The organism is Sphingosinicella rhizophila (genome assembly GCF_032378825.1).
Taxonomy (GTDB): Bacteria; Pseudomonadota; Alphaproteobacteria; order Sphingomonadales; family Sphingomonadaceae; genus Allosphingosinicella; species Allosphingosinicella rhizophila.
This window is the reverse complement of record NZ_JAVUPU010000001.1, coordinates 160,065-186,925: the sequence shown is the minus strand read 5'-3', so window position 1 is coordinate 186,925 and position 26,861 is coordinate 160,065. Positions and strand designations below refer to the sequence as shown.

General features: G+C 62.8%; 27 protein-coding genes. 3 read left to right on the top strand and 24 right to left on the bottom strand.

From position 1 onward, the window contains the following. Positions 1–45: 45 nt before the first annotated feature. The 4 genes from RQX22_RS00850 to RQX22_RS00835 form a co-directional block, all read right to left on the bottom strand. The gene (locus RQX22_RS00850) at positions 46–1,443 is read right to left on the bottom strand and encodes a sensor histidine kinase (protein ID WP_315722778.1); all 1,398 of its coding nucleotides are present in this window, start codon (positions 1,441–1,443) and stop codon (positions 46–48) included. Then, the gene (locus RQX22_RS00845) at positions 1,440–2,411 is read right to left on the bottom strand and encodes a DUF2336 domain-containing protein (protein ID WP_315722776.1); all 972 of its coding nucleotides are present in this window, start codon (positions 2,409–2,411) and stop codon (positions 1,440–1,442) included. Before RQX22_RS00845 ends, RQX22_RS00850 begins: the two co-directional genes overlap by 4 nt. A gap of 108 nt (positions 2,412–2,519) precedes the next feature. Next, positions 2,520–3,746, bottom strand: coding sequence for a hypothetical protein (locus tag RQX22_RS00840; protein ID WP_315722774.1), 1,227 nt, complete (start codon positions 3,744–3,746; stop codon positions 2,520–2,522). Positions 3,747–3,800: 54 nt separating this feature from the next. Continuing rightward, positions 3,801–4,103, bottom strand: coding sequence for an Hpt domain-containing protein (locus RQX22_RS00835; protein WP_315722773.1), 303 nt, complete (start codon positions 4,101–4,103; stop codon positions 3,801–3,803). A gap of 79 nt (positions 4,104–4,182) precedes the next feature. Between RQX22_RS00835 and RQX22_RS00830 the strand changes: the two genes are divergently transcribed. After that, a complete protein-coding gene (locus RQX22_RS00830; RefSeq protein ID WP_315722771.1) occupies positions 4,183–6,468 on the top strand; it encodes a coiled-coil domain-containing protein in 2,286 nt (761 codons plus the stop codon). Between the two features lie 113 nt (positions 6,469–6,581). Here the strand turns inward: RQX22_RS00830 and RQX22_RS00825 are convergent, their stop codons facing one another. From RQX22_RS00825 to ndhC, 19 genes are all read right to left on the bottom strand, one after another. Beyond that, positions 6,582–6,854 carry a DUF1467 family protein gene (locus RQX22_RS00825; protein ID WP_315722768.1) on the bottom strand — a complete coding sequence of 91 codons (273 nt, stop codon included), beginning with the start codon at positions 6,852–6,854 and terminating at the stop codon, positions 6,582–6,584. Between the two features lies 1 nt (position 6,855). Then, a complete protein-coding gene (locus tag RQX22_RS00820) occupies positions 6,856–8,499 on the bottom strand; it encodes a ribonuclease J (protein ID WP_315722766.1) in 1,644 nt (547 codons plus the stop codon). A gap of 13 nt (positions 8,500–8,512) precedes the next feature. Then, on the bottom strand, positions 8,513–9,295 hold the full coding sequence (locus RQX22_RS00815; RefSeq protein WP_315722764.1) for a type III pantothenate kinase: 783 nt from the start codon (positions 9,293–9,295) through the stop codon (positions 8,513–8,515). An 11-nt stretch (positions 9,296–9,306) separates the two neighbouring features. Next, on the bottom strand, positions 9,307–10,011 hold the full coding sequence (locus RQX22_RS00810; RefSeq protein ID WP_315723498.1) for a biotin--[acetyl-CoA-carboxylase] ligase: 705 nt from the start codon (positions 10,009–10,011) through the stop codon (positions 9,307–9,309). Then, positions 10,008–11,444 carry an NADH-quinone oxidoreductase subunit NuoN gene (gene nuoN, locus RQX22_RS00805; RefSeq protein ID WP_315722763.1) on the bottom strand — a complete coding sequence of 479 codons (1,437 nt, stop codon included), beginning with the start codon at positions 11,442–11,444 and terminating at the stop codon, positions 10,008–10,010. Before nuoN ends, RQX22_RS00810 begins: the two co-directional genes overlap by 4 nt. Then, positions 11,444–12,991, bottom strand: coding sequence for an NADH-quinone oxidoreductase subunit M (locus RQX22_RS00800; RefSeq protein WP_315722761.1), 1,548 nt, complete (start codon positions 12,989–12,991; stop codon positions 11,444–11,446). Before RQX22_RS00800 ends, nuoN begins: the two co-directional genes overlap by 1 nt. Beyond that, positions 12,988–15,054: an NADH-quinone oxidoreductase subunit L gene (gene nuoL / locus RQX22_RS00795; RefSeq protein WP_315722759.1), complete on the bottom strand. Its 2,067-nt coding sequence runs from the start codon at positions 15,052–15,054 to the stop codon at positions 12,988–12,990. The genes RQX22_RS00800 and nuoL overlap by 4 nt, the downstream gene beginning before the upstream one ends. A gap of 16 nt (positions 15,055–15,070) precedes the next feature. Beyond that, positions 15,071–15,376 carry an NADH-quinone oxidoreductase subunit NuoK gene (nuoK, locus tag RQX22_RS00790; RefSeq protein ID WP_315722757.1) on the bottom strand — a complete coding sequence of 102 codons (306 nt, stop codon included), beginning with the start codon at positions 15,374–15,376 and terminating at the stop codon, positions 15,071–15,073. 136 nt (positions 15,377–15,512) lie between these two features. Beyond that, positions 15,513–16,124, bottom strand: coding sequence for an NADH-quinone oxidoreductase subunit J (locus RQX22_RS00785; RefSeq protein WP_315722755.1), 612 nt, complete (start codon positions 16,122–16,124; stop codon positions 15,513–15,515). Positions 16,125–16,157: 33 nt separating this feature from the next. Then, on the bottom strand, positions 16,158–16,640 hold the full coding sequence (gene nuoI / locus RQX22_RS00780) for an NADH-quinone oxidoreductase subunit NuoI (RefSeq protein ID WP_315722753.1): 483 nt from the start codon (positions 16,638–16,640) through the stop codon (positions 16,158–16,160). Further along, the gene (gene nuoH, locus RQX22_RS00775; protein WP_315722751.1) at positions 16,637–17,683 is read right to left on the bottom strand and encodes an NADH-quinone oxidoreductase subunit NuoH; all 1,047 of its coding nucleotides are present in this window, start codon (positions 17,681–17,683) and stop codon (positions 16,637–16,639) included. The genes nuoI and nuoH overlap by 4 nt, the downstream gene beginning before the upstream one ends. Continuing rightward, the gene (nuoG, locus tag RQX22_RS00770; protein WP_315722749.1) at positions 17,680–19,686 is read right to left on the bottom strand and encodes an NADH-quinone oxidoreductase subunit NuoG; all 2,007 of its coding nucleotides are present in this window, start codon (positions 19,684–19,686) and stop codon (positions 17,680–17,682) included. Before nuoG ends, nuoH begins: the two co-directional genes overlap by 4 nt. Then, positions 19,686–20,978, bottom strand: a complete 1,293-nt coding sequence (gene nuoF / locus RQX22_RS00765) for an NADH-quinone oxidoreductase subunit NuoF (protein WP_315722747.1) — start codon at positions 20,976–20,978, stop codon at positions 19,686–19,688. The genes nuoG and nuoF overlap by 1 nt, the downstream gene beginning before the upstream one ends. A 42-nt stretch (positions 20,979–21,020) precedes the next feature. Continuing rightward, positions 21,021–21,695, bottom strand: a complete 675-nt coding sequence (gene nuoE / locus RQX22_RS00760) for an NADH-quinone oxidoreductase subunit NuoE (RefSeq protein WP_315722745.1) — start codon at positions 21,693–21,695, stop codon at positions 21,021–21,023. Continuing rightward, positions 21,695–22,060, bottom strand: a complete 366-nt coding sequence (locus RQX22_RS00755) for a cupin domain-containing protein (protein ID WP_315722743.1) — start codon at positions 22,058–22,060, stop codon at positions 21,695–21,697. The genes nuoE and RQX22_RS00755 overlap by 1 nt, the downstream gene beginning before the upstream one ends. Further along, a complete protein-coding gene (locus RQX22_RS00750) occupies positions 22,060–23,295 on the bottom strand; it encodes an NADH-quinone oxidoreductase subunit D (protein ID WP_315722741.1) in 1,236 nt (411 codons plus the stop codon). Before RQX22_RS00750 ends, RQX22_RS00755 begins: the two co-directional genes overlap by 1 nt. Further along, positions 23,292–23,951 (bottom strand): NADH-quinone oxidoreductase subunit C, encoded by a 660-nt coding sequence (locus RQX22_RS00745; RefSeq protein ID WP_315722739.1) that lies wholly within the window; start codon positions 23,949–23,951, stop codon positions 23,292–23,294. Before RQX22_RS00745 ends, RQX22_RS00750 begins: the two co-directional genes overlap by 4 nt. A 3-nt stretch (positions 23,952–23,954) precedes the next feature. After that, a complete protein-coding gene (locus tag RQX22_RS00740; RefSeq protein WP_315722737.1) occupies positions 23,955–24,509 on the bottom strand; it encodes a NuoB/complex I 20 kDa subunit family protein in 555 nt (184 codons plus the stop codon). Next, positions 24,500–24,877, bottom strand: a complete 378-nt coding sequence (gene ndhC, locus RQX22_RS00735; protein WP_315722733.1) for an NADH-quinone oxidoreductase subunit A — start codon at positions 24,875–24,877, stop codon at positions 24,500–24,502. Before ndhC ends, RQX22_RS00740 begins: the two co-directional genes overlap by 10 nt. Positions 24,878–25,008: 131 nt before the next feature. On the opposite strand from ndhC, the gene RQX22_RS00730 reads away from it, so the two are divergent. Together RQX22_RS00730 and RQX22_RS00725 are read left to right on the top strand one after the other, a co-directional pair. Then, positions 25,009–25,482: a YbjN domain-containing protein gene (locus RQX22_RS00730; protein ID WP_315722732.1), complete on the top strand. Its 474-nt coding sequence runs from the start codon at positions 25,009–25,011 to the stop codon at positions 25,480–25,482. Between the two features lie 46 nt (positions 25,483–25,528). After that, positions 25,529–25,996: a GNAT family N-acetyltransferase gene (locus RQX22_RS00725; RefSeq protein ID WP_315722730.1), complete on the top strand. Its 468-nt coding sequence runs from the start codon at positions 25,529–25,531 to the stop codon at positions 25,994–25,996. A 24-nt stretch (positions 25,997–26,020) separates the two neighbouring features. Here RQX22_RS00725 and RQX22_RS00720 read toward each other — a convergent pair whose 3' ends face one another. Continuing rightward, positions 26,021–26,839, bottom strand: a complete 819-nt coding sequence (locus RQX22_RS00720; RefSeq protein WP_315722728.1) for an inositol monophosphatase family protein — start codon at positions 26,837–26,839, stop codon at positions 26,021–26,023. Positions 26,840–26,861 lie beyond the last annotated feature (22 nt).

Sequence of the window (26,861 nt, the reverse complement as noted above, 5' to 3'; positions counted from 1 at the left end):
GTGTGGCCCGCCGGCGGATTCTGGACAGGCCCGTGAAGGCCCGCTTCATTTGTTCCGTTTGCTGCCCTGGAGCGTGCCAACCGGCAGAGTGAAGGTGAAGCGCGCGCCCTTGCCGGGTGCGCTGTCCACTTCGATGTCTCCGCCCATCGCGCGGGCCAGCCGGCGGGCGATATAGAGGCCGAGGCCGGTGCCGCCCGCTTCGGTCGGGTCGACCCGTTCGAACTTCTCGAAGATCCGTTGCTGATCTTCGGCGGAGACGCCCTTGCCCTGGTCCGCAACGATCAGCGCGGCAAGATCGCCCTCGCGGTCGGTGCGGACCCACACCATGCCGCCTTCGGGGGAATAACGTATGGCATTGGTAAGCAGGTTCATGACGATCTGCAGCGCCCGTTTGAATTCGCCGGTGGCCGGCAGGACATCGTCGGCTCCAGGGCTGTCGATGCGGACCTGCTTGGCGCCTGCCCTCACGGCCATCAGGCCAGCGGCCCTGCGGGCTACGTCGGCCAGATCTAGCTCCTCCGCTTCCGGCTTGAAATCCGGCCGCTCGATGGCCTGCAGGTCGACCAGATCGTCGACCAGGGCGAGCAGATGCCGGCCCGCCGACGCGATGTCGTTGGCATAACCCGCATAATCCTTTCGAAGAGGCCCTTCCGGTTGTGTTCCGATTGTCTCGGCATTGGCGATGATATGAGCCAATGGCGCCCGAAGGGCCTTGTCGAGCCTTTCGCCGAACGCGCTGGGATCGATCGCCGGACCTTGTTCTCGTGCGATCTCTATCGGGCTGACACTATGGCAGATCTCGGCAGCCGAGCCGCGAAAGCCGGCGAAGCGGCCATGGCCATCGATCAGCGGGATGCCGCTGAGACTGTAGGTGCCACCCCGGCCACTGGCGAGTTCGGCAAGCTGCCCATCGAAACGAGACTGCTCGGCCAAAGCGGTGAGAATGGGCAATCCGCCCTCGTCGCTCCACTCGAGACGGAAGAGGCTGGTGAGCAAGGTGCCGATCAGCTGGCCCGGAGCCTTGCCCGCGGCCACTGCGGCAGCCGGTGAAAGACTCGTGAAGCGCAGGCTGGCGTCGCTTTCCCAGGTCCAGTTGGCAGAAGCGCGAAGGAAATCGCTCTGTCGCTCCGACTCGGAAGATGGCGCCGGGCCCCGCACGGGCCGCTCGCTCCAGCGCGTGATATTCAGGTCGATACCGCCATCGACCGGCTCGGCGCGCACCCACAGATCCAGATCATGTTCGTCCTGGGCCGCAACGGCAGAACGGGATATCGTTATGCCCAGACGCCGGGCAAGCCGGGCCAAAGCGGCGATCTGCGGCACCGCGATCGGCCCGCCTTCCTCACCGCCCGCGCTGCGCTGAAGCGCGGCGAGCCGGGGGTCCGCCTCGACCAGCCGGCCTTCGGCGTCGAGCCGGCCGTGAATGGGTGCCTCCGCGATCATGCAGCCAACCTGGCAATGGCGGCGCGATAGGCCGGGTCGATACGCCACAGTCTGAGCTGTCTTCCCGCCTCTTGTTCATCGGTCAGGTCGAACAGATCGATTTTGCCGGCCAGCCGGACTTCATCTTCCTCGATCCGGAACAGGATCGTCCCGGCGGCGTCACGGGCGATGCCGGCGACGCGAAGCAGCAGGGCGATGCCCCGCCCGGATGGTTCGGACGCAATTTCCCATGTCGCCGCGACATCGAAGCCGCTGCGCATGGCCAATGCTGCAAGGAACAGGGGCAGGCTTCCATCGAGGAGCGTCCTCGCGACCATCTCGTCGTCGAGGCGACCGGTGTCGCGTAGGCGCCAGGCGAGGCGAACTGAAAGGGCTTCCACCGTTTCCCCTTCGTCATAATCCGTCAGAAGCTCCGCCGCGGCTCCCGCCAATGCTTCATCGGCAGTCGACGAATCCAGGCCGTGCTGCTCGATCATGTAGCGGCGGAGCGCGGCGGCGATGGTCCAAACGAGGAAATGGTGCGTGTGAGCCGAAAGCTCGGTGCGGGCCATTATCGGATCCTGAAACGGATCGAAACGACTGCTCTGGGCGATCAGCAGAGCCATTGCCCCGCTCGCCACCTCTTCGTCCGCATCGCCCGCCAGTTCCAGCAGGAAAGCATGGTCGCCGCCGCCCGCACGAAAAAGCCGATGTTCCTCCGCGCGGCGCAGGATTGCGCTGGTCAGCCCCGGATCCGACGGAGCGCCGCATTCATCCAATATCGGGCCGGCGATCACGACATGGGCGGAGGACAAGGCAGCGTGCAGCGCCTCATTGCCCGTGCCTTCCAGAGCCCCGGCGACACCCGACCGGAGCTCGTCCTCGATCTGGCGGACGAGCCTGGCACGAAGCGCAGTGACCACCGTCCTCTGCCATTCGCTCAGCCGAAGGTCCCGCGGTAGTCTGAGATCTTCGAAAGCGACGGACAAGCGCGCACGTGCGGACGCAAGCAGGGAAGCTGCGCCGCCGGATCTATCCGCTGATGGCCGACGATCGGACATTAGACGCCCCTTAGACCAGCCAAGGTTAAACTGTCGCTAATCAGGCTCTGGGCCCGATGACGGTTTCGCAGCGGCGGGAGTTTGGCGGACTTTGGACTGGACCCAGAAGAAGGAGCCGGCCGCATAGATTGCGAGAGCCGCAAGCCCGGCCCGCCAGCCCCCCGTCACTGCAAAGGGCAGAAGCATCCACACCATTCCCTTGGGCTCGGCCAGCCAGAGCCTGGGCTCGAAATCCCTCCCTTTGATTTCCAGTTTCAGTGCGACCAGAAAGGCGAGCGTCGTCGCCGCCAGAGCGAGACACCCCCACCCTTCCCGCCCCATCAGCGCGATCGAAAGCGTCAGCAGCGAGGCGGCCGCCAGCAATGGGGAAAGATAGCTCCACCAACTCGGGCCGTTGGCGATCCGCATGCGAAGCGCCGCCAGCCTGTCGGCGATGCCGCCAAGCGGGGTCGCGATCAGCAAAAGGGCCATGCCGGTTCCCAGCCATCCGCTTGCGAAGGCACCAGCCGCCAGTGCCATCAGCAGGATCGCGGCGCCATTCACCCAGTCCGACGTCACCGGTCCTGGCATCAGCAAATGGGTCGCGGCCCGCTCGACCGGCGCCAGCAGGAAACGGGATGCCCAATCGTCGCGGCTCCGATTGGCGCCGGCCACGATCCGGGCCTGCATTTCCGCCAGATCCGACGTCTGCTCGGCCACGGTCAGTTGATCGTCCGCCGACTCGCCGCGAAGCGCGATCTGACGGGCTCCGCTCTGCACGGCCCTTCGCAGCAGTGTCGACTGCAAGTCCCAATCGTTCAGCACGGCGGCTGTCTTCCGCAGCATGTCGCCGTCGAGCAAAGCGAGGCCGCCCCAGCGACTGTGCGCGTCGATCCGTTCGAAGCGATCATCGACGCGCATGTCCGGAACGGTGAGCAGTGCCGGTGCCCCGATGGAGAGCAATCGCTGAAGATGCGCCTCGGTCGCGACCAGCCCGTCGGCGATCAGCAGGAGGCGGTCGTCAGGATGAACCGCGTCGGCTGCTTCGGCGGCATTCCTCGCGACCACGAGCTTCATCCCCTCCCGGCGGAGACCGTCGAGCGCAGCCAGCAAATCGGCCGGGATCCGTTCGACAAGGATGATGATTGGATTGGCGCCTGCCGAGGCGGCAAGGCGGGCCTGTCGTTCCACGAGGGTCCGGCCGGCAAGTGGCAGCGTCGCCCGCAAGCGACCCGCTGTCTCCTCCGCCTCCTGGTAGGCGCAGATCAGCGCGGCCAGGCTCATTCGATTGGTCCCCATCGATCCTGCGATAAGCACAGGCCGTCCGGTTCGCAAAGCCTAACCGGCGGCAAAATCCTCGATTGCGATACGAAGCTTCCGGAGTACGACAGGATCACCGGGCGCACCGTCCAGCGCCTCTTCGGCGAGCGCGATCAACCCGACCGCGCCGAAGCTGGCCGCGAGACTCTTGAGCCGTGAGGCGGCAAGCTCCCAATTGGCGTCGCATCGAGAACGGCCCATCAGGTCGAGTTGCCGTGCGGCGCTTTCCACGAAGGCGTCGCGAAGTTCGGCCATCAGGTTGAAATCATTGCCAACGGCCGCGGCCAGCGAAGCGTTCAGAGCACCGGGATCATAGACCATGACGACCTTTTATGGGACGCATGTTAACGTCCCGTATCCAACCCTTCCCCAAGTCCAGAAATATGTTAAACAATGTCCTATGGTTATGGGGGCAGAACGGGCTGAATCGCTGCCGGAGCAGCATTCGGGGAATAATGCAGGGTCGGATTGGCTGGGTACGCCCGTCGAGGACATTCCTGCTACGCCAGACACGGTCGGCATCCGGCGGTCGGGCGGTGTGAGGCTGCTGGCTGTCTCGCTGGTGGTGTTGGCGCTCGTCTGGATCGGTGCGGCCGCCTTTGCCATCTGGCAAAGTCAGGTCGCGCCCACCGTTCCGAACATCATTTCATGGACCGGGACGATCGTTGGTCCGCTCGTCCTGATCGGCCTGGTCTGGCTGATTTTCGGTCGCATGTCGCAATTACGGGCCGACAGCTTCATGCAGTCCATCTCGGCTATGCGCTCCGAAGCCCAATCCCTGCAGACGGTACTGGAAATCGTCACGGCCCGAATAGAGGAAAATCACGCACGTCTGCGTGGGGAGGCCGAGAGGCTGATGACCCTGGGCGATGAGGCGGCGGACCGGCTGGGACGTGTGACCCATTATCTTTCCAAGGAAAGTGGCGGCCTCGATCGACAGGCCGCCGCCCTCGAAAGTGCCGCCGCCGCGGCGACGTTCGACGTCGGCGTGTTGCTTCACGATCTGCCGCGTGCGGAGGAACAGGCGCGCGCGGTCGCCGAAGCGATGAAGGAGGCTGGGATCACCGCACATAGTCATGCCAGCGCGCTCGAAGCCCAGCTGGCGGCAGTCGCGGCACGCGGCCGCGAGGCCGACGAGGTATTGGGCGGCACGGCCCAGCGCATGGCCGCGCATGTTGCCCAGATCGAAAGCGGCAGCGCCTCCGCCGCGGCCAGCATGGGTGAAGCGTCGGCCGGCATGACCGCTGCGGTCGACGGCGCGATGGCCCGTGCCGCGGAAGCGGTGGACGCGGCGCGCGCCGGGTTGGAAGCGCAGGCCGCCGCAATCCTGGCGACGATCGAGCAGAGTCGTGCCGCGCTCGATAGGGCGGGGGACGAGGCAGCGCGCAATCTTGGGCAGCGGCTCGACACGATTGGCGGCAAGATCGAAGCCCTCGCCGGGCATATCGCGGCACAGGATACCGCCAGCCACAATCTCGTCGCGGGACTCTCCAAGGAATTGACCGACCTTGATCAATGGTTCGCCCAGCTTGGTCGCACCGGCACCGAACAGAGCGATTTCCTGATCAGCTCGGTTACCGAGATCCGGAAGAATACGCGCGAGTTGGTCGAAGAGCTTGGCGGAAGCGGCGATCGAGTCGGCGAGTTGATCGAGCGGGCCCAACGGATGGGCGAGGCATTGACCGCCGTGGCTGGCCAGCTGAACGAAGAGCTTCCCGCCGGCCTCGGCCGGATCGAGGCGCAGACCGGCCGTGTACGGGAAGCGACCGAATCGCTCGCTCCGGCCATCCAAAGTGTCCAGGCTTCGGCGGAGACTGCGGCGGCCCGGATCAATGAGACCGAAGCGAGCATCGGCCGCCAGCGCGATTCCCTTTCCCAGGTCCTGGCGATGCTCAACGAAGGCGTCACCGGCGCCGAGGAGCAGTTGCGCTCGCTCGGACAGGCGGCGATGCAGGCCGAAGATGCAGCCGCCAAGATCGTGGTCGACACCGGCCCTGAGCTGATCGAAGCCCTGCTGCGTGTCCGCGAAACCGCCAACCAGGCCGCCGAAAAAGCCCGGGAGGCCATATCTTCCGTCATTCCCGAAAGCATGCTGGCGCTGAGCGAGGCTGGCCGCAAGGCGGTGACCGAAGCGGTCGGCGACACGGTCGAACAGCAGATGGAAGAATTGTCGGTGCTGGCGCGGCGGGCGCTCGACACTGCCCGCGACGCATCGGGCCGCTTGGCGCGGCAAATGCTGGTGCTCGGGGAAACGGCTGCCGCGGTCGAACAGCGGATCGAGGAAGGCCGTCAGGAGCGCGAGGAGAAGGAAAGCGAGAATTTCTCGCGCAGGGTCGCCTTGCTAATCGAATCACTGAACAGCACCGCGATCGACGTCACCAAGATTCTTTCCAATGAGGTCACGGACAGTGCCTGGGCAGCGTATCTGAAGGGCGATCGCGGGGTCTTCACGCGGCGCGCCGTGCGTCTGCTCGATTCGGGCGAAGCGCGCGAAATCGTTCAGCATTATGACGACGAGCCGGAATTTCGCGAGCAAGTGAACCGCTATATCCACGACTTCGAATCCATGCTTCGGCGGATCCTGGCCGACAAGGACGGTTCCCTGCTTGGCATAACCATCCTGTCCAGCGACATGGGCAAGCTCTATGTCGCCCTTGCACAGGCGATCGAGCGGCTGCGCACCTGATATAGGATCGTGGCCGACGCCGCGGGGGCGGCCGACTCCGTCACCAATCTGAACCTTCAGCTCTCGGAAATCGAATCCGAATCTGGCCCTTCCTCGGGAACGGCAGGAACGAATCAGCTACGCGGCGGCTTGGCCCAATCGAACAGGTCGATGCCGACCCAACCATGAACGTAATTGGCGTAGAATAGACCGAACAGGATCGCTGATACGATCGTCGCACGTAACGCCGCCCGGCCGAAGCTGAACGCATGCGGTGCGCTTTCGGCGTGACCAGGGACGTTCTCCATCCCCACTTCCTGATTGGTTCGTACCCCGAACGGCAGCACCAGGAAAAGGCTGATCGTCCAGAATAGGACATAGATGGCGAGAATGGACTGGAACTTCATCTCAGACCCGCACGATGAGGACGTCGACGACCGGCTTCTTGCCCGTCCACTCGGTCGCGCAGCGGCGGACGGCAAGCCGGATCGCTTCGCGCCTCTTCTCTTCGCGAGCATCGTGTTTTGGATCCGCGGCGGCGTCTGCGGCCGCCTGGCGGGCTTCCGCCAGGAACGCCTCGCGATCCTCTTCCACCGGAATGCCCTCCATAGCCATGGCGACTTGACCCCGCAGGCGATCATCTTCGTCCAGCGCCAGGGCCACCGAAATGACGCCGTTGCTGGCGATCTTCCGGCGCTCGTTCATGGTGGAACCGTCGGCGGCGAGGATGACGTCGCCATCCAGGATCAGGCGCCCGACCCGCGTCTCCCCCAGCTTCGCCGGACCGTCAGGGGCGAGGCGGACGATATCGCCATTTTTCTGCACGATCCCATGCGGAACGCCCCGCGATCTCGCAAATCGGGCATGTTCGGCCATGTGGCGCATTTCGCCATGAACCGGCACGATGATCTCGGGTCTTATCCATTCATACATGGCGGCGAGTTCGGGCCGTCCCGGATGGCCGGAGACATGAACTTCCGCCTGCCGGTCCGTGATCATGGCAATGCCCTTCCCCGCCAGTTCGTTCTGGATACGCCCGATGGCGATTTCGTTGCCGGGGATCTGTTTGGAAGAGAAGACGACGAGGTCGCCGGAATCGAGCTTGATCTTATGGCTGTCGAAGGCGATGCGCGCGAGGGCGGCGCGACTTTCACCCTGGCCGCCGGTGGCGATGATCATGACATCACGCCGCGGCAACCGCATGGCCGTTTCGAAATCGATCACGTCTGGAAAATCAGTAAGATAACCGACGCTCTTGGCGACGCGTAGAATGCGGTCGAGCGAACGGCCGGCAACGCAGACCTGCCGTCCGGTGTCGTCGGCGACATGACCCAGCGTCTTGAGGCGGGCGGCATTGGAGGCGAAAGTGGTGACAAGCACCCGCCCGTCCGCCTCGCTGATTACCTGGTCCAGGCCTTCGCGGACGCCGGCCTCGGAACCGGAGGCCCGATCCTGGAAGACGTTCGTGGAATCGCAGACGAGCGCAAGCACGCCTTGATCGCCGATCGCGCGTAATTCGGCTTCCGTGCTGGGATCCCCAAGCTGCGGCGAATCGTCCAGCTTCCAGTCGCCGGTATGGAATATCTTGCCGTAGGGCGTGTCGATCAGCAGGGCATTCCCCTCTGGAATCGAATGAGCGAGTGGAATGTAGCGCAGGCCGAAGGGCCCGAGCGCCACGCTGCCGCCGAGGTCGACGATGTTGAGCGGGATCTGCCCAAGCAGTCCCTCTTCCTCCAATTTGCCGGCGATCAGCCCCGCTGTGAAAGGGGTGGCGTAAAGCGGTACCCCGAGATCGAGGGCGAGATAGGGAATGGCGCCGATATGGTCTTCGTGGCCATGGGTGAGGACGATGCCGAGCAGGTCGGCCTTATTTTCCTCGATGAAGGCCAGATCTGGAAGGACCAGTTCGATGCCCGGATAAGCGGGATCGGAAAAGGTCATGCCGAGATCGACCATGATCCATTTGCCTTGGCAGCCATAGAGATTGACGTTCATGCCGATCTCGCCGGAGCCGCCGAGGGCCAGGAAGAGAAGTTCGTTACCGGGTTTCATATCGTTCCAATATTCAGGCCGTCAGGCTCCGCCGGTGGAGCATGGCTAGGCCCTGGATGGTCAGGTCCGGCTCGATCACGTCGAAGATCTCGACATGCTTGTCGAACAAGGTGGCAAGCCCGCCGGTCGCGACGACGGTCACCGGCCTTCCGATCTCCGCCTTCATTCGCCCTATGAGACCTTCGATCAGCGAGACATAGCCCCAATAGATGCCAATGTGCATCTGATCCTCGGTGGTGCGGCCGATCACCGACAGATTGCCGCTCGGAGCCTCGATTGCGATCCGCGGCAGCTTGGCGGCGGCCGTGAACAAGGCGTCCAGCGACAAATTGATGCCCGGCGCAATGATGCCGCCTTTATAGGCGCCCGTATAATCGACCATGTCGAAGGTCGTGGCGGTTCCGAAATCGATCACGATCAGGTCGCCTTCGTGGAAGGCGTGGGCGGCGATGGCATTGAGCGCCCGGTCGGCACCGACCGTTCGCGGGTCTTCCACGTCGAGGACGAATCCCCATTCCGCCCTGCCTTGTCCGGCAATGAGCGGCTCAACCCCGAAATATTTGCTGGCGAGCACTTCCAGATTGTGGAGCGCGCGCGGAACGACCGTGCCGATGATGACCGCGTCCACGGCGTCCCGGCCATAGCCTTCGAGCTCAAGCAATTGATGGAGCCAAACCGCATATTCGTCGGCGGTACGTCGGGCATCGGTGGCAATCCGCCATCGCGCGCGGATCACACCGTCCTCGACCAGAGCGAAGACGAGGTTCGTGTTCCCGGCATCGATTGCGAGCAGCATGTTCAAAGGCCTCAGAGAAGGAACACGTCGCCGGCGTGAATGACATGCATGGAGCCATCCGCCAAGCGCAGCCGCAATCCGCCATCTTCGTCGAGCCCGTCGAACAGGCCGTTCAAAATTCTCCCGTCAGCCGTTCCGGCGGCGAGCGCGGTACCGATCGGATGAGCGGCGGCAAGCCATTGCGACCGGACCGGTGCGATACCATCGCTCCGCCAGCGGCCGAGCCAGCGGGCCGTGGCCGCGGCAAGATCTTCAAGGAAGACAGCCGGTTCGGGCGCATGTCCCAGAAAGGCTGCAAAGCTGGTGGCAGGCCGCTCGATATCGGTTGGATGACTCGCCAGATTGACGCCGAAACCGATAATGACGGCCTCGTCGACCCGCTCGAGCAGGATCCCCGAAAGCTTTGCGCCATCGACAAGGAGGTCGTTGGGCCATTTGATCCTGATTGGCGCATCTTTCGCATAAGCGCAGGCGACCTCATGAAGCGCGACGGCGGCGACGAGCGCGAGCGATGGTGCGGGGGGATCTGTCGGGTGAAGGCGGACCAAGGTGCTCGCGTAGAGATTGCCAACCGGAGAGAGCCAGTCCCTGCCCTGCCGTCCGCGGCCTCCGGTCTGACGCTCGGCGCGGAGCCACAGGCCCTCCGCAATACCTTGGCGCGCAAGCCCTGCGACGTCGTCATTGGTCGAATGCGTCTCGGCGACGGTGCGGATCAGAACAGGGCACTCGCGGCGTTCAGCGTCATCGGATCGAGCAGCGGTATTGCAAGATAGCCCAGCGGCGAGACGAACAGAGCAGCCGCCGCGATCAGTACCGTCTGCGGCGTGTCGCGCGTTGCGCCGAATTCCGGTGCCGGCTCGTCGAAATACATCGTCTTGACGATCTTCAGATAATAGAACGCGCCGATCACCGAAGTGGCAATGCCGACGGCGGCGAGCCAGGTCAGGTTCGCCTCGACGGCGGCATTGAAGACCAGGAATTTCGGCCAGAACCCGAACAGTGGGGGGATACCTGCCAGGCTGAACATGAACATGGCCATCGCTGCGGCCAGCATTGGCCGCGTGCGGGACAGGCCCGAGAGAGATGCGATCGTCTCGACGGAGCGCCCTTCAAGGTCGCGCATGCGCAGTACGACGAGGAAGGAACCGATCGTCATCGCCACATAGACCGTCATGTAGAAGAGAACGGAGGCGATGCCTTCGCGTGTGCCGGCGGCAAGGCCGATCAGGGCGAAGCCGATATTGTTGATCGAGCTGTAGGCGAGCAGGCGCTTGATGTTGGGCTGGCCGATCGCCGCGACGCCGCCCAATATGGTCGAGGCCAGCGCCATGAAGATGACGATCTGACGCCATTCGAAGGTGGCGGGCCCCATCGCCTCGATCACCACCCGGGCCAGCAGGGCCATGGCCGCCACCTTGGGCGCCGAGGCGAAGAAGGCCGTGACCGGTGTCGGCGCGCCTTCATAGACGTCCGGAGTCCACATGTGGAATGGAACGGCGCTCACCTTGAAGGCGATGCCGGCCAGGACGAAGACGATTCCGAACAATTCTCCGGTCGAGATGCCGTCGCGGCCAAGGCCCAACGCAATGTCCCCGAACAGGGTTGAGCCTGTGAAACCGTAAAGGAGGGAGATGCCGTAGAGCAGGATTCCCGAGGCAAGAGCGCCGAGCACGAAATATTTGAGCCCCGCTTCGGCCGAGCGACTGTCCCGCCGCTGAAACGAGGCGAGCACATAGGCCGAAAGACTCTGGAGTTCGAGCCCGACATAAAGCGTCAGCAGGTCGCCCGCCGACGCCATCATGCCCATGCCGATCGACGACAGCAGGATCAGGACCGGATATTCGGCGCGATAATCGCCGTCCCGGCTGAACCAACCCGTTGCCGCGACCAGTGATGTACCGGCGGCGACATAGATGAGGATCTTGGCATAAGCGGCGAAGCTGTCGGCGATGAACAGACCATCGAAGCCGATGCCGCCGAGGGTCGCCACGCCAGGCATCGCAAAGGCGGCACCGCCGAGTGCGCCGATGGCGAGCCAGGTGGCAAGCCGGGCGGCGCGGTCGCCGCCATAAGCGGCAAGCATCAGCAAAGCGAGCGCAGCCACCGTCAGGATGATTTCGGGCAAGGTGAGGAGCAGCGACTGGCCCATCAATGCGCTCCTTCGGCGGATTCGTGCTGGGCATCGGCCTTGGCGGGGGCCGGAGCGCCTTTGACGATATGGGCGTCGCCCGGCGGATTGGCCCGTTCGACCCGCGCGAGCAGGATGCCGACATCATTCCGCATCGGGGCAATGAAGCTCTCCGGGTAAACACCCATCCAGAGTACCACCGCCGCGATTGGCACCAACAAGGCCAGCTCGCGCCGGGACAGATCCGGCATGGCGGCCGCATCGGCATTGCGGCTCGTGCCATAGGCGATGCGCCAGTAGAGATAGAGCATATAGCCGGCGCCGAGGATGATACCGGTCGTCGCCACTGCCGCGACCCAGCTATTCGCCTCATAGGCGCCGAGCAGGGCCAGGAATTCCCCGACGAAGCCGCCCGTTCCGGGCAGGCCGACCGAGGCCATGGTGAACAGCAGGAACAGCATCGCGTAAGCCGGCATATTGTTCGAAAGCCCGCCATATCGATCGATCTCGCGGGTATGGAGACGATCGTAGATCACGCCGACGCACAGGAAGAGCGCGCCCGAGACCAGGCCGTGGGAGAGCATCACCACCAACGCGCCTTCGATCCCCTGCCGGTTGAAAGCGAAGATGCCGATCGTCACGAAGGCCATATGGGCGACGGAGGAATAGGCGATCAGCTTCTTCATGTCCCGTTGCACCAGCGCCACCAGCGAGGTGTAGACCACCGCGACCATCGACAGGCCGAAGACGAGCCAGGCAAGCTGGGCCGAAGCCTCAGGGAACATCGGCAGCGAGAAGCGGACGAAGCCGTAGCCGCCAAGTTTCAGCAATACTCCGGCCAGGATGACCGAGCCCGCCGTCGGCGCCTGCACGTGGGCGTCGGGCAGCCAGGTATGGACCGGCCACATCGGCATCTTGACTGCGAAGCTGGCGAAGAAGGCGAGCCACAGCCAGGTCTGCGCCTCTGCAGGGAAATCGGTGGAAAGCAGCGCCGGGACGCTGGTGGTTCCGGCAAAATTCACCATCCACAGCATCGCCACCAGCATCAGCACCGATCCGAGCAACGTATAGAGGAAGAATTTATAGCTGGCGTAGATCCGCTCGGCGCCGCCCCAGATGCCGATGATCAGATACATCGGGATCAGGCCGGCTTCGAAGAAGATGTAGAAGAGGAAGATGTCCTGCGCCATGAAGACGCCGATCATCAGCGTCTCCATCAGCAGGAAGCTCGCCATATATTCGGGCACCCGCTTCTGGATCGAAGTCCAGCTGGCAGCGATGCAGATCGGCATCAGGAAAACCGAAAGCATGATCAGCATCAACGAAATGCCGTCGATGCCGAGTGCCCAGGCGAACCGCCCGAATATGGGCTCATATTCGACGAACTGCCACTGCGCCCCGCCTATGTCATAGGCGGCCCAGAGCAGGATGCCGAGCAGCAGGTCGGTCAGGGTCGCGCCGAGCGCCAGTTTGCGGGCGCCGTCGGCGGAGACGAACAGGCAGGCGATAGCGGCCAGCATGGGCACCGCCAACATGATCGACAGGATGGGCACGCCTTCGAAACTCATCGTGCCATCGCCCATGTCACGGCGGCTGCGAGGCCGAGCAGCATCACCAGCGCATAAGTGTAGAGATATCCCGACTGGAGACGTGAGGTCAGCCTGTTGCCGCCGACGATCAGAGCCGCGGCACCGTCCGGGCCGAAGCGGTCGATCGTGCCTTCGTCGCCCTTTTTCCAGAAGAAGCGGCCGAGCGCCATGGAAGGGCGGACGAACAGGACGTCGTAGAGTTCGTCAAAATACCATTTGTTGAGCAGGAAGCGATAGAGCAGGCCCCATTGTGTGACGAACCGCTCCGGGATGGTGGTGTTGCGGATATAGGCCTGGAGCGCGATCAGGAAGCCGATGAGCATTACCGCGCCGGGGGCGAGCTTCACCCACAAGGGCACTTCGTGGATCGCATGGGCGAGATGGGTGTCGAAGGCGATGCTTCCGGCCCAGAAATGCAGCCCTTCTTCCGCTTCGATGAACGGGCCGTGAAACAGGATGCCCGCAAAGATAGCGCCCAGGGACAGCACGCCCAGCGGCACCAGCATCGTCCAGGGGCTTTCGTGTGGATGATAGCCGCCGGTTCCGGTCGGCACGTCGTGCGCCCCGGCCTCGTGCGGCCGCGTGTCGTGGCCGGCATCCTCGTCGGCCGGATGTTCGTGATGATCGCCATGGACGGCATGCTGGATATGTTCGGACGCGGCCCAGCGGGGCTTGCCCCAAAAAGTGAGGAAGAGCAGCCGCCAGCTGTAGAAGCTGGTCAGCAATGCCGCGAGGATGCCGATCGCGAAGGCGAAGCCGCCTACCGCGCTGCCGCTCGCGAAAGCGCTCTCGATGATCGCATCCTTAGAATAGAAGCCGGCAAAGCCGAAGCCCGCAAAGCCGCCGATCTGGATGATGCCGACGCCTGTAATGGCCAGGGTGCCCGCGAGCATCGCCCAGAAGGTCAGCGGGATCTCCTTCCGCAGCGCCCCGTAATAGCGCATGTCCTGCTCGTGATGCATGGCGTGGATCACCGAGCCGGCACCGAGGAACAGCAAGGCCTTGAAGAAAGCATGGGTGAAGAGGTGGAACATCGCCGCGCCATAGGCGCCGACGCCTGCCGCGAAGAACATGTAGCCCAATTGCGAACAGGTCGAATAAGCGATCACCCGCTTGATGTCGTTCTGGACTGTGCCGACGGTGGCCGCGAAGATCGCCGTGGCAGCACCGACGAAGGTGACGACGTCCAATGCGGTCTGGCTGGTCTCGAACATCGGCGAGAGGCGGCAGACCATGAAAACGCCTGCCGTCACCATGGTGGCGGCATGGATGAGCGCCGAAACGGGGGTCGGACCTTCCATAGCGTCCGGCAGCCAGGTGTGGAGACCGAGCTGGGCCGATTTGCCCATCGCGCCGATGAAGAGAAGGATGCAAAGCGTCGTCATGACGTCCAGCCGCATGCCGAGGAAACCGAAAGTCGCCCCCGCCATGCCCGGTGCCGCCTCCAATATGGCCGGGATCGAGACGGTGTTGAACACGACGAACGTCGCGAAGATACCGAGCGAGAAGCCGAAATCGCCCACCCGGTTGACGACGAACGCCTTGAGCGCGGCCGCATTGGCGGATGGCTTGTGGTACCAGAATCCGATCAGCAGATAGGAAGCGAGTCCGACACCTTCCCAGCCGAAGAACATCTGGACGAGATTGTCGGCTGTCACCAGCATCAGCATGGCGAAGGTGAAGAGGCTCAGATAGGCGAAGAAGCGCGGCTGGCTGTCGTCCTCCGCCATATAGCCCCAGCTGTAGAGGTGGACGAGCGACGAAACCGTCGTCACCACTACCAGCATCACCGCGGTCAGCGCGTCGACCCGGAGCGCCCAATCCACCTGCAGATCGCCCGAATGGATCCAGTCGAGCACCGGATGAAGCTCGGAATGCTGTGCGCCTGTCAGGAAGCCGATGAAGATCGGCCAGCTGAGGGCGCAGGAGATGAACAAGGCGCCGGTCGTGATCAGTTTCGCCGGGAAATTGCCGATCATGCGATTGCCCAGGCCGGCGACGATCGCGGCCAGCAGCGGCAGGAAGACGATGAGCTGGATCATGTCAGATTCCGACCCCTTAGCCCTTCATCTGGTTGATGTCGTCGACGGCGATCGTGCCGCGACCACGGAAATAGATGACGAGGATGGCCAGTCCGATCGCCGCCTCGCCGGCGGCGACGGTCAGCACGAACATGGCGAAGATCTGGCCGACCATGTCGCCCAGGAAGGCGGAGAAGGCGACCAGGTTGATATTCACCGCAAGCAGGATCAGCTCGATCGCCATGAGGATGACGATGATGTTCTTGCGATTCAGGAAAATGCCGAACACGCCGAGCACGAACAATATGGCGCTGACGGCGAGATAATGACCGAGGCCAATCATGAAGCGCTCCCGGACAGGCCGTTCGCATCAAGGCTGTCATGCTGAACTTGATTCAGCATCCAGCGACGAGCGGTATGGAGGCGGGAACCCGCATCCTGGAGCCGGTTCAGGGTGACGGGAAGAAAAGTCATCTGGCTCACAGCTCGACCCCCTGCCCTACGTCCGGATTCATGTTCTTGACCGCGTCGCTCGGACGGCGGCGCACCTGTTCCGATACGTTCTGCGGGCGCTGATCGCTGCGCTTGCGGTGGGTAAGGACGATGGCGCCGATCATGGCGACCAGCAGGACGAGGCCTGCCGCTTCGAAAATGTAGAGATAGCGGGTGTAGAGCACGGTCCCCAGCGCCTCGATGTTTGGCACCGCATCGTCGATCGGCGCCGCGCGTGCGCCGGTGTCGATGCCGCCCGCATTCCAGGCCGCGACCGCGAAGACGATCTCTGCCAGCAGGACGATGGCGAGGATGGAGGCGAAGGGCCAGTAGCGGGCGAGGCCGGCGCGAAGCTCTGCGAAGTCGATGTTGAGCATCATGACGACGAACAGGAACAGGACCGCGACGGCGCCGACATAGACGATCACCAGCAGCATCGCGATGAACTCCGCGCCCAGAATCAGGAACAGGCCGGCCGCGTTGAAAAAGGCCAGGATCAGCCACAGCACGCTATGGACTGGATTGCGGGACGTGATCGTCAGCACTCCGCTGGCGATCAGCATGACCGCGAACAGATAGAAGGCGAAAGCTTGGATCACGATGTTTAAGGGCCCCTGGATTCGGCTGGCGGATTAGCGATAGGGTGCATCGGCGGCAAGGTTGGCGGCGAGCGCCCGTTCCCACTTGTCACCATTTTCGAGAAGCTTTGCCTTGTCGTAGATCAGCTCCTCGCGCGTCTCTACCGAGAATTCGAAATTCGGTCCCTCGACGATGGCGTCGACCGGACAGGCTTCCTGGCACAAACCGCAATAGATGCATTTGACCATGTCGATGTCGTAGCGCGTGGTGCGGCGGCTGCCGTCCTCGCGCGGCTCGGCCTCGATGGTGATGGCAAGCGCGGGACAGACTGCCTCGCACAATTTGCATGCGATGCAGCGTTCCTCGCCATTGGGGTAGCGGCGCAACGCATGCTCGCCCCGGAATCGCGGCGAAATCGGATTCTTCTCATAGGGATAATTGATCGTCGCCTTGGCCTTGAAGAAATATTTCAGGGTAAGCCAATGCGCTTTCACGAACTCCCACAGGAAGAAGCTCTTGATCCAATGGGCTATCATTGCAGCGCTCCGTATCGGAAGATCATCAGATAGCCGGACACCAGGAACACCCAGAAGAGCGAAAGCGGGAGGAAGATCTTCCAGCCCAGCCGCATCAGCTGATCGTAACGGAACCGCGGTACGGTCGCCTTCACCCAGCTGAAAATGAAGAAGAATATGAGGATCTTGAGGAAGAACCAGAAGATCCCGGGAATCACGTACAGTGGCGCCCAGTCGATCGGGGGCAGCCAGCCGCCCCAGAAAAGGATGGCATTGAGCCCGCACATCAGCAGCACATTGCCATATTCGCCGAGCCAGAAGAGCGCGAAACTCATCGAGCTATATTCGGTCTGGAATCCGGCGACGAGCTCCGACTCCGCCTCTGTAAGGTCGAACGGTGCACGAGCCGTCTCGGCGAGGGCCGAGATGAAGAAGACGACGGCCATCGGGAACAGCAATGGATTGAAGCCGAAGCCGTTGATGATCCAGACATGGCTCTGCTGGGCCATGACGATGGCGGAAAGGTTGAATGTCCCCGCCCAAAGCACGACGGAGATCAGGACGAAGCCGATCGAGACCTCGTAGCTGACCATTTGGGCAGCCGCGCGAAGTGCCGAATAGAAGGGATATTTGGAGTTGGACGCCCAACCGGCGATGACGACGCCATAAACGCCGAGCGAGGATATGGCGAGGATGTAGAGCAGGCCGACATTGATGTCGGCAAGCACCATTCCAGGTCCGAAGGGTATGACCGCCCAGGCCACCAGGGCCAGGGTGAAGGTAAGGATGGGTGCGATGAGGAAGAGGCCACGATTGGCCGCCGACGGAATGATCGTTTCCTTGAGGAACACCTTCAAACCGTCGGCGAAACTTTGCAGCAGTCCGAACGGCCCCACCACATTGGGGCCGCGCCTCAGCGCCATCGCCGCCCAGATCTTGCGATCGGCGTAGATAATCATCGCCACCGCCAGCATCAGCGGAAGCGCGATCATCAGGATGAGGATCAGCGTCGCGACGAACCAGCCGAAGCCGTAGCCGATGGCGCCCTGAAACCATTCCGTCATTCGGCGGCCTCCGCAAAGACCTGGCCGTGCAGGATCTCGGCCGAGCAGCGCTGCAGCGTCGGTGAAGAGCGCGCGATCGGATTGGTGAGATAGAAATCCTGGATCGGATAGACGATGCCGCCGCCGAGCTTCGGCGCCGGCCCCTTGGACGCGACCGGAAGGTCAAAGGCCGTCAGGCCCGGTTGGACGAGATGGGGATGATCCCGGCCGATCGCTTCGCGCAGCTGCGACAGATCGTCGAACTGCAGAGGCTTGCCGATCACTTCGGACAAGGCTCGGAAAATGGTCCAATCCTCGCGGCCTTCCCCCGGGGGGTGGACGGCCTTCTCCGAAAACTGCACCCGGCCTTCCAGATTGACGTAGATGGCGTGCTTTTCCGAATAGGCTGCGGCCGGTAGGATGACGTCGGCATGGCGGACGCCGCGATCGCCATGGCTGCCGATATAGATGGTGAACGTGTCGGCAAAGGGATCCGTCTCCATCTCGTCGACGCCGAGCAGGAAAAGGGCCTTGAGACTTGTCGCTCGCGCCTTGATCGCCTCGACGCCGCCCTCGGTGGTGAAGCCCAGATCCAGGGCGCCGACGCGCGCCGCGACGGTATGGAGGAGGTTGAAGCTTGCGCCGAGCAATGTGGCCGTTGCCCGCGCAGCTGCATAGACGCCGTCATGCGCCAGAGCGCCCATGCCGACAATGACAGCCCCCGCACCCGCCGCGAAGGCTTCGCGCGCCTCGGGCGGCAGCTTGCCGAGGGCCGCCAGATCATCGCCAAGCTCGGTTACGGGGTAGGTAAGATCGACCTCGGGGCCGATACGGAAGACCTTGGCGCCGGCTTTCACCGCCTTGCGGATACGGGTGTTGACGAGCGGCGCCTCCCAGCGCGGATTGCTGCCGACGAGCAGGATGGCCGGTGCCGTCTCCACTCCGGCGATGGTCGCGTTGAAGCGATAGGCGGCCGGGCTCGACACGTCATATTGCGCGCCATCCTGGCGGCATTCGTGCAGGCTCGACCCGAGCGATACCAGCAGCTGCTTCGCCGCATAGACGGATTCGACATCCTGGAGATCGCCGGCAATCGCCGCGACCTCTTCACCGGATGCTCCTTTCAACTGCTTGGCAATGGCGGCGAACGCCTCTTCCCAAGTCGCCGGTTGCAGTTTGCCGCCTTTGCGCAGCCAGGGCCGGTCGAGCCGATTGCGGACGAGGCCGTCGACGGCGTGACGCGTCTTGTCATGCGCCCATTCCTCGTTCACCTCTTCGTTGATGCGCGGGAGCGCGCGCATCACCTCGCGGAGGCGGTGATCCAGGCGGATATTGGTGCCGACCGCATCCATCACGTCGATGGCGGGCACCTTGCGCAATTCCCACGGCCGGGCCTCGAAGCTGTAAGGCTTGGAGACCAGCGCGCCGACCGGGCAGAGATCCACGACATTGCCCGAAAGCTCGCTGGTGACGGCGCCTTCCAGGTAGGAGGTGATCTGCATATTCTCGCCGCGGCCAATGGCGCCGATTTCCTCGACGCCCGCGACTTCCTCGGCAAAGCGGACGCAACGCGTGCACTGGATGCAGCGGGTCATGATCGTCTTGACCACCGGCCCCATATATTTTTCCGTGACGGCGCGCTTGTTCTCGGCAAAACGGCTGTGTCCGCGACCATAGGCGATCGCCTGGTCCTGGAGGTCGCATTCGCCGCCCTGGTCGCAAATCGGGCAATCGAGCGGATGGTTGATGAGCAGGAACTCCATCACCCCTTCCCGCGCCTTCTTGACCATCGGCGACATGGTTATGATTTCCTGACCGTCGCTGGCCGGAAGCGCACAGGAGGCCTGGGGCTTGGGCGGTCCCGGCTTCACCTCGACCAGGCACATGCGGCAATTGCCGGCAATGCTCAGCCGTTCATGATAGCAGAAGCGCGGAATCTCCTTCCCCGCCAGTTCGCACGCCTGCAGAACGGTCGCGCCCTGCGGAACTTCGATCTCGACCCCGTCTACCTTGACTGTCGGCATTATTCCGCAGCCTCCAATGCCTGACCCTGTTTTTCGATGATCCGCCGCTCGATCTCCGGGCGGAAATGGCGGATCAGGCCCTGGATCGGCCAGGCGGCGGCGTCGCCGAGGGCACAGATCGTATGCCCTTCGACCTGCTTGGTGACGTCCCAGAGCAGGTCGATCTCGCCGATATCCGCATTGCCTTCGCGCAACCGCTCCATAACGCGCCACATCCAGCCCGTGCCTTCCCGGCACGGCGTGCATTGGCCGCAGCTCTCATGCTTGTAGAAATAGGAAATGCGGCTGATCGCACGGACGATGTCGGTCGACTTGTCCATGACGATCACCGCCGCTGTGCCGAGGCCGGATTTGAGGTCGCGCAGACCGTCGAAATCCATCGGCGCGTCGATAATCTCATGGGCGGGGACCAATGGCACCGACGAACCGCCCGGAATGACAGCGAGCAGATTGTCCCAGCCGCCGCGGATGCCACCGGCATGCTTGTCGATCAGCTCCCGGAACGGGATCGACATCGCTTCCTCGACCACGCAAGGCTTGTTGACGTGGCCGGTCAGCTGGAAAAGCTTGGTGCCTTCATTCTTCTCGCGGCCGAAACCCTTGAACCAGGCCGCACCCCGGCGGAGGATGGTCGGGACGACGGCGATGCTCTCGACATTGTTGACCGTGGTCGGGCAGCCATAGAGGCCGGCGCCGGCCGGGAATGGCGGCTTCAACCGCGGCATGCCCTTCTTGCCTTCGAGGCTTTCCAGCAACGCCGTTTCCTCGCCGCAAATATAAGCGCCGGCGCCGCGATGGACGAACACGTCGAAATCATAGCCGGATCTGGCGGCATTCTTGCCGAGCAGGCCATAATCATAGGCTTCCTGCACGGCGGCGAAGAGCGTCTCCGCCTCGCGGATGAATTCGCCGCGAATGTAGATGTAGCAGGCCCGGGCGCGCATCGCGAAGCCTGCGATCAGGGCGCCTTCGATCAATTTGTGCGGATCGTGTCGGATAATCTCCCGATCCTTGCAGGATCCGGGTTCCGATTCGTCGGCATTGATTACGAGGAAATTGGGTTTTCCCTCTTTAGGCTCCTTGGGCATGAAGCTCCACTTCATGCCGGTCGGGAAGCCGGCGCCGCCACGGCCGCGCAGGCCCGATTCCTTCACCGCCTCGATGATCGCGTCCTGGCCGATCGCCATCAGCGCCTTGGTGTCGTCCCAATCCCCGCGCTTCTGGGCAGCCTTCAATCCCCAGGACTGGTAACCGTAGAGATTGGTGAAGATGCGATCCTTATCGTCAAGCATCGCTGCCTCCGGGCGTCGGGAGGATGGGGTTCGTTGCGTGGATCATTTCCACTGCCCCCGATAATCGTGATTGTCGGTGACCATTTCCTTGAGCGTCGTCGGCCCGCCTTCCGGAGCACTGGTCTTGCGGTCGACCTGCGGACCCGGCTTCGGCGTGTCGCCGCGGGCAAGGGCGTCGAGCAAAGCAGCCGTGCTTTCGAAGGTCAGGTCTTCATAATTGTCGTCGTTGATCTGGACCATCGGCGCATTGGCGCAGGCTCCAAGGCATTCGACTTCGGTCAGGGTGAAGAGGCCGTCGGCGCTGGTCGTGCCTTTCTTCATGCCCTTGGTATAGCAGGCAGCGAGCACGTCGTCCGAACCGCGCAGCATGCAGGGCGTCGTACCGCAGACCTGGACGTGAAAGCGGCCCACCGGGACCAGGTTGAACATAGTGTAGAAGGTCGCGACCTCATAGGCCCGCATGTAAGGCATGGCCAGATAGGCAGCGACATATTCGATCACCGGAACGGGCAGCCAGCCCTGGGTATTCGTCTGTGTCCCCACCTGCCTTTGGGCAAGATCGAGCAACGGAATGATCGCGCTGTGCTGGCGGCCAGGCGGATAGCGACCGATGACGACCTTGGCCTGCCGTTCATTCTCCGCGGTCCAGGCGAAGCCACCCCAACGGGCACGCAATTCACCGATGTCGGCGACGGGATTGGAGACATTGTCAGCCATCAGATCGTCTCGAGCTTCGAGCGTGTATATTCGGAAAGGGCACCACCCGTATTCGGTTCCCCATCCCGGTCGAGGAGCAGGATCTCGCATTCTTCCCGGGCGACGGGCCGGTGCTCCACGCCCTTTGGAACGACCAGTATGTCGCCGTTTTCGAGATGCCGGATGCCATCCCTGAATTCGATATCCAGCGCGCCCGACACGACCATGAACATCTCGTCTGTGTCGGCATGGCTATGCCAGGTGAACTCGCCCTTCACTTTCGCGACCCGCAGCTCGTTGCCGTTATAGTCGCCGACGATTCGTGGATTCCAATGATCCGAAAATGTGGCGAGTTTCTCGGCGATGTGAATGATTTGGGGAGGCATTATCGGTCCACTTCCCCGAAGACGATGTCCATCGCGCCCAATATGGCCGTGGCGTCGGCAAGCATATGGCCCTTGCTCATGAAATCCATGGCCTGGAGATGGCTGAAGCCGGTCGGGCGGATCTTCACCCGATAGGGCTTATTGGTGCCGTCGGAGACGATGTAGATGCCGAATTCGCCCTTGGGGCTCTCGGTCGCGACATAGACTTCGCCGGCAGGAACGTGGAAGCCCTCGGTATAGAGCTTGAAATGATGGATGAGCGCTTCCATCGACTGCTTCATCTCGGCACGCTTGGGCGGCACGACCTTCCGGTCGAGCGAGGCGATCGGCCCTTCCGGCATTTCATTGAGGCATTGCCGCATGATCCGTGCGGACTGGCGCACCTCCTCGACCCGCACCATCATCCGATCGTAGCAATCGCCGCGCGTGCCGACCGGCACCTCGAAATCCATCCGGTCATAAACGTCGTAGGGCTGGGACTTGCGGATATCCCAGGGAATGCCCGCAGCGCGGATCATGGGCCCGGAGAAGCCCCAAGCCAGTGCGTCCTCCTTGCCGACCGTGCCGATATCGACATTGCGCTGCTTGAAGATGCGATTGTCGGCCACCAGGCTGATCGAATCCTCGAACAGGCCGGGCAAACGCTTGTCGAGCCAAAGACCTATATCGTCCAGATAGCCTGCAGGCACGTCCTGGTGAACGCCGCCGGGACGGAAATAGGCGGCGTGCATGCGCGCGCCGGAAACCCGCTCGTAGAAGTTCATGATATCTTCGCGAAGCTCGAACAGCCACAGGTTCGGAGTCATCGCGCCGACGTCCATGACATGACTGCCGATGTTGAGCAGGTGATTCTTGATCCGCGTCATCTCGGCAAAGAACACGCGGAGATATTGGGCTCGGAGCGGCACTTCCAGGTCGAGCAGCTTCTCGATGGCAAGCACGTAGCTATGCTCCATCGACATCGGCGAGACGTAATCGAGCCGGTCCATATAAGGAAGCGCTTGAAGATAGGTCTTATATTCGCACAATTTCTCGGTGCCGCGATGAAGCAGGCCGACATGGGGATCGACCCGTTCGACGATCTCGCCGTCCAGCTCCAATATCAGCCGGAGCACGCCATGCGCCGCCGGATGCTGCGGCCCGAAGTTGATCGTATAATTGGCGATGTCGGACCGGGTCGCCCCCGTCGTGGCGGCTTCCTTCTCGGTCCAGATCTCGGTGGAGGCGCTGGTCATTTCTTGATCTCCTCCGCCTTCAACGGAGTCGGCGCGCCGGGTGCTTCGGGGACTTTCTCGTCACCCGGCAGAATATAGGCCGCGCCCTCCCAGGGGCTCAGGAAATCGAAGCTGCGGAAATCCTGGGCGAGCCGCACGGGTTCGTAGACCACCCTCTTCTGTTCTTCCGAATAGCGCAGCTCGACATAACCGGTGAGTGGGAAATCCTTGCGCAGGGGATGGCCACGGAAGCCATAATCGGTGAGGATCCGCCGAAGATCCTGATTGCCCTCGAACAAGACCCCATACAGGTCGAATACCTCGCGCTCGAGCCAGCCCGCCACCGGCCATAGGCCCGTGACGGAAGGCACCGGCCGTTCCTCGTCGGTCGTCACGCGGACGCGGACGCGGTGGTTCTTCGTCACCGACAGCAGATGATAGACGACATCGAAGCGCTCCAGGCGCTGCGGATAATCGACGCCGGCAATCTCCATCAGTTGCTGATATTCGAAGGTATCGCGAAGTATGCGGCAGACGTCGACGATAGCCTCGCGACGGACAGTGAAGGAAATCTCGCCGACTGCATCCTTGGCGTCCAGGAGGGAATCGCCAAGGGCGGTCCTGACCTCGTCAATCAGGCCTTCGCGTGGAGCGATCAAGGGTGCGGGGCTGCTCATTCCTCAACGCTCGATCGTGCCGATGCGGCGGATTTTCCGCTGCAATTGCATGATGCCGTAAAGAAGGGCTTCTGCCGTCGGTGGGCAGCCCGGGACGTAGATGTCGACCGGAACGATCCGGTCGCAGCCGCGCACCACCGAATAGCTGTAATGATAATAGCCGCCGCCGTTCGCGCAACTGCCCATGGAGATGACGTAGCGCGGCTCCGACATCTGATCGTAGACGCGGCGGAGAGCCGGCGCCATCTTGTTGCAAAGCGTGCCCGCGACGATCATGACGTCGGACTGCCGCGGAGAGGCACGCGGAGCCGCGCCGAACCGTTCGAGATCGTAGCGTGGCATATTGACGTGGATCATCTCCACCGCGCAGCATGCGAGCCCGAACGTCATCCACCAGAGCGAACCGGTACGGGCCCATTGGAACAGATCTTCGGTCGACGTGACCAGGAAGCCCTTGTCGGCGACTTCGGACTGGAGATCATTGAAGAAAGCCGCATCCGGCTGCTGCAGGTCGGACGGCAACGGATTTTCATGCCGGGGATCCAGGATCACTCCCATTCGAGCGCTCCTTTCTTCCAGGCATAGACGAAGCCCAGGGTGAGTTCGACCAGGAACAGCATCATCGCCGCCCAACCGGCAATGCCGATCGCGCCCAGCGATACGGCCCAGGGAAAGAGGAAAGCCGCTTCGAGGTCGAAGATGATGAACAAGATGGCCACCAGATAGAAGCGGACATCGAACTGCGAACGGCTATCCTCGAAGGCAGGGAAACCGCATTCATATTCGGCGAGCTTGTCCGGATAGGGGTTGTTGGCGCCAGTCAGCCGAGACACGATCATCGGCAGAAAGACGAACGAGGTCGACAGGGCCAAGGCCACGCCGAGAAACAGCAGGATCGGCAGATATTCGGCGGCGGTGGACGCCATCGAGAGTCTCCAGGGCACGTAAGTTGCGCGGCTTCTAGGCTAGCACTCCCGTCATCGCAACCGCTGTTGGCGCCATTGACAGCCCTTTTGGGGAGGCACAATTTGCGATCGGGCAGAAAAGGGGAACGGGAATGAAATCCGTGGCGCTTATCGCGGCCGGGCTGCTGGCTTTTCAAGCCGCGCCGGCCGCCGCCGAGATGGTCATGGCACAGGATCCGGAGTCGCTCGTAAAGGCGATGCAGGCGGAGGGCTATGCGGCCAAGCTGGGCACGGACAAGCTCGGGGATCCGATGATCACCAGCGGCGCTTCGGGGACGGCCTTCCGAATCTTTTTCTACAATTGCAAAGAAAATAAGGATTGCGCGACAGTGCAATTTTCCAGTGGCTATGATTTCAAGGAAGCACTCCCGCTTGAAAAAATCAACGAATGGAACAGCAGGAACCGTTTCGGCCGTGCCTATCTGGACAAGGAAAATGATCCGGTGCTCGAGATGGACGTGGATCTCGACGATGGTGGCATGTCTAGGGAATTGTTCATCGACAATGTCGAATTCTGGACCATCATATTAGGAAATTTCGAGCGGCATATCGGCTATCGCAACTAAGACGGCGCGCTTTGCGCGTCGGCAAAGGCCGGTTGGGAGCCAGTGGATGCCGATCACCGTCCGGATTTGCCGGAGCCCCGAAGACTGGCAGGCCGCCCGTTTGCTGCTTGGCGAATATTGGGCCTGGCTCGATCAGCCCCCGGGATTTCAGGATTTCGAAACGGAAAAAGCGACACTGGAGGGACTTTATTCGGGGCCCGCCGGCTGCTTCCTGCTCGCCTCATCCGATTGCCGACCCGTCGCGTGCGGCGCCTATCGCCGGCATGACGCAGCACGTTGTGAGGCGAAGCGCGTCTTCGTCAGGCCGGCATTTCAGGGTTCCGGTCTTGGCCGGATCATCGTGGAACGGCTGATCGGCGAAGCGCGGGAAGCAGGCTACAGTAACATGGTCGCCGACACGATGCCGTTCATGACCGCCGCGCTTGCCCTCTATCTGGATATGGGGTTCGAACGGCGCGGACCATATTCCGGCAAGCCGACACCCGGCGCGATATTCCTGACGCGGGCTCTTTGAGCTGAGACCGTCCCGGGAGCGCGGTCACCCGCGCAGTGCGCCGGCCAGCAATTTGTGCAGGCGGGAATGGAGCTGGTCGTTGGCGGCAAGGATCTGACCGCCGGCGATGCCGCGGTCGCCACCTTTATAGTCGGTCACGAAGCCGCCCGCCTCGCGCACCAGCAGAAGGCCGGCCGCCATGTCCCAATATTGGAGATCCTCCTCCCAATAGCCATCGTAACGGCCTGCGGCGACCCAGGCGAGATCGAGCGCCGCGGAGCCGAAGCGGCGGATGCCGGCCACCTCGGGGGAGAATGCATCGAGGATCCTCTCGAATCGCGCCAGATCGCCTCTGCCCTTCCAGGGAACGCCGGTCGCGATCAGCGCATCGGCGAGGTCACGCCGCGCGGATACGCGCAGGCGCCGTTCATTGAGCCATGCCCCCCTGCCCTTTTCGGCCCAGAAGCTTTCGTCGGTCAAAGGCTGATACACCAGCCCCTGGGTGATTTCGGGTCTTCCGCCGGGGCCCATCGGATCCTCGACCGCGATCGAAATGGCGAAATGCGGGATGCCGTGAAGGAAGTTGGTTGTGCCGTCGAGCGGGTCGACGATCCACCGCGGCTTGGCGGGATCGCCGTCGATCGATCCCCCTTCCTCCAGTGTCAGCCGCCAGTCCGGCCGGGCATGGCGAAGTTCTTCGACGATCACATCCTCGGCACGCTTGTCGGCCAGCGACACGAAATCAGCCGGACCCTTGCGGCTCACTTGCAGCTGTTCGACCTCGCCGAAATCCCGGCGAAGGCGCGGCGCAGCCTTCCGCGCGGCGCGCTGCATGACGGTGATGAGGCCGGAATGGGAAACCAAGGATTTGAACTCCGATATGTGC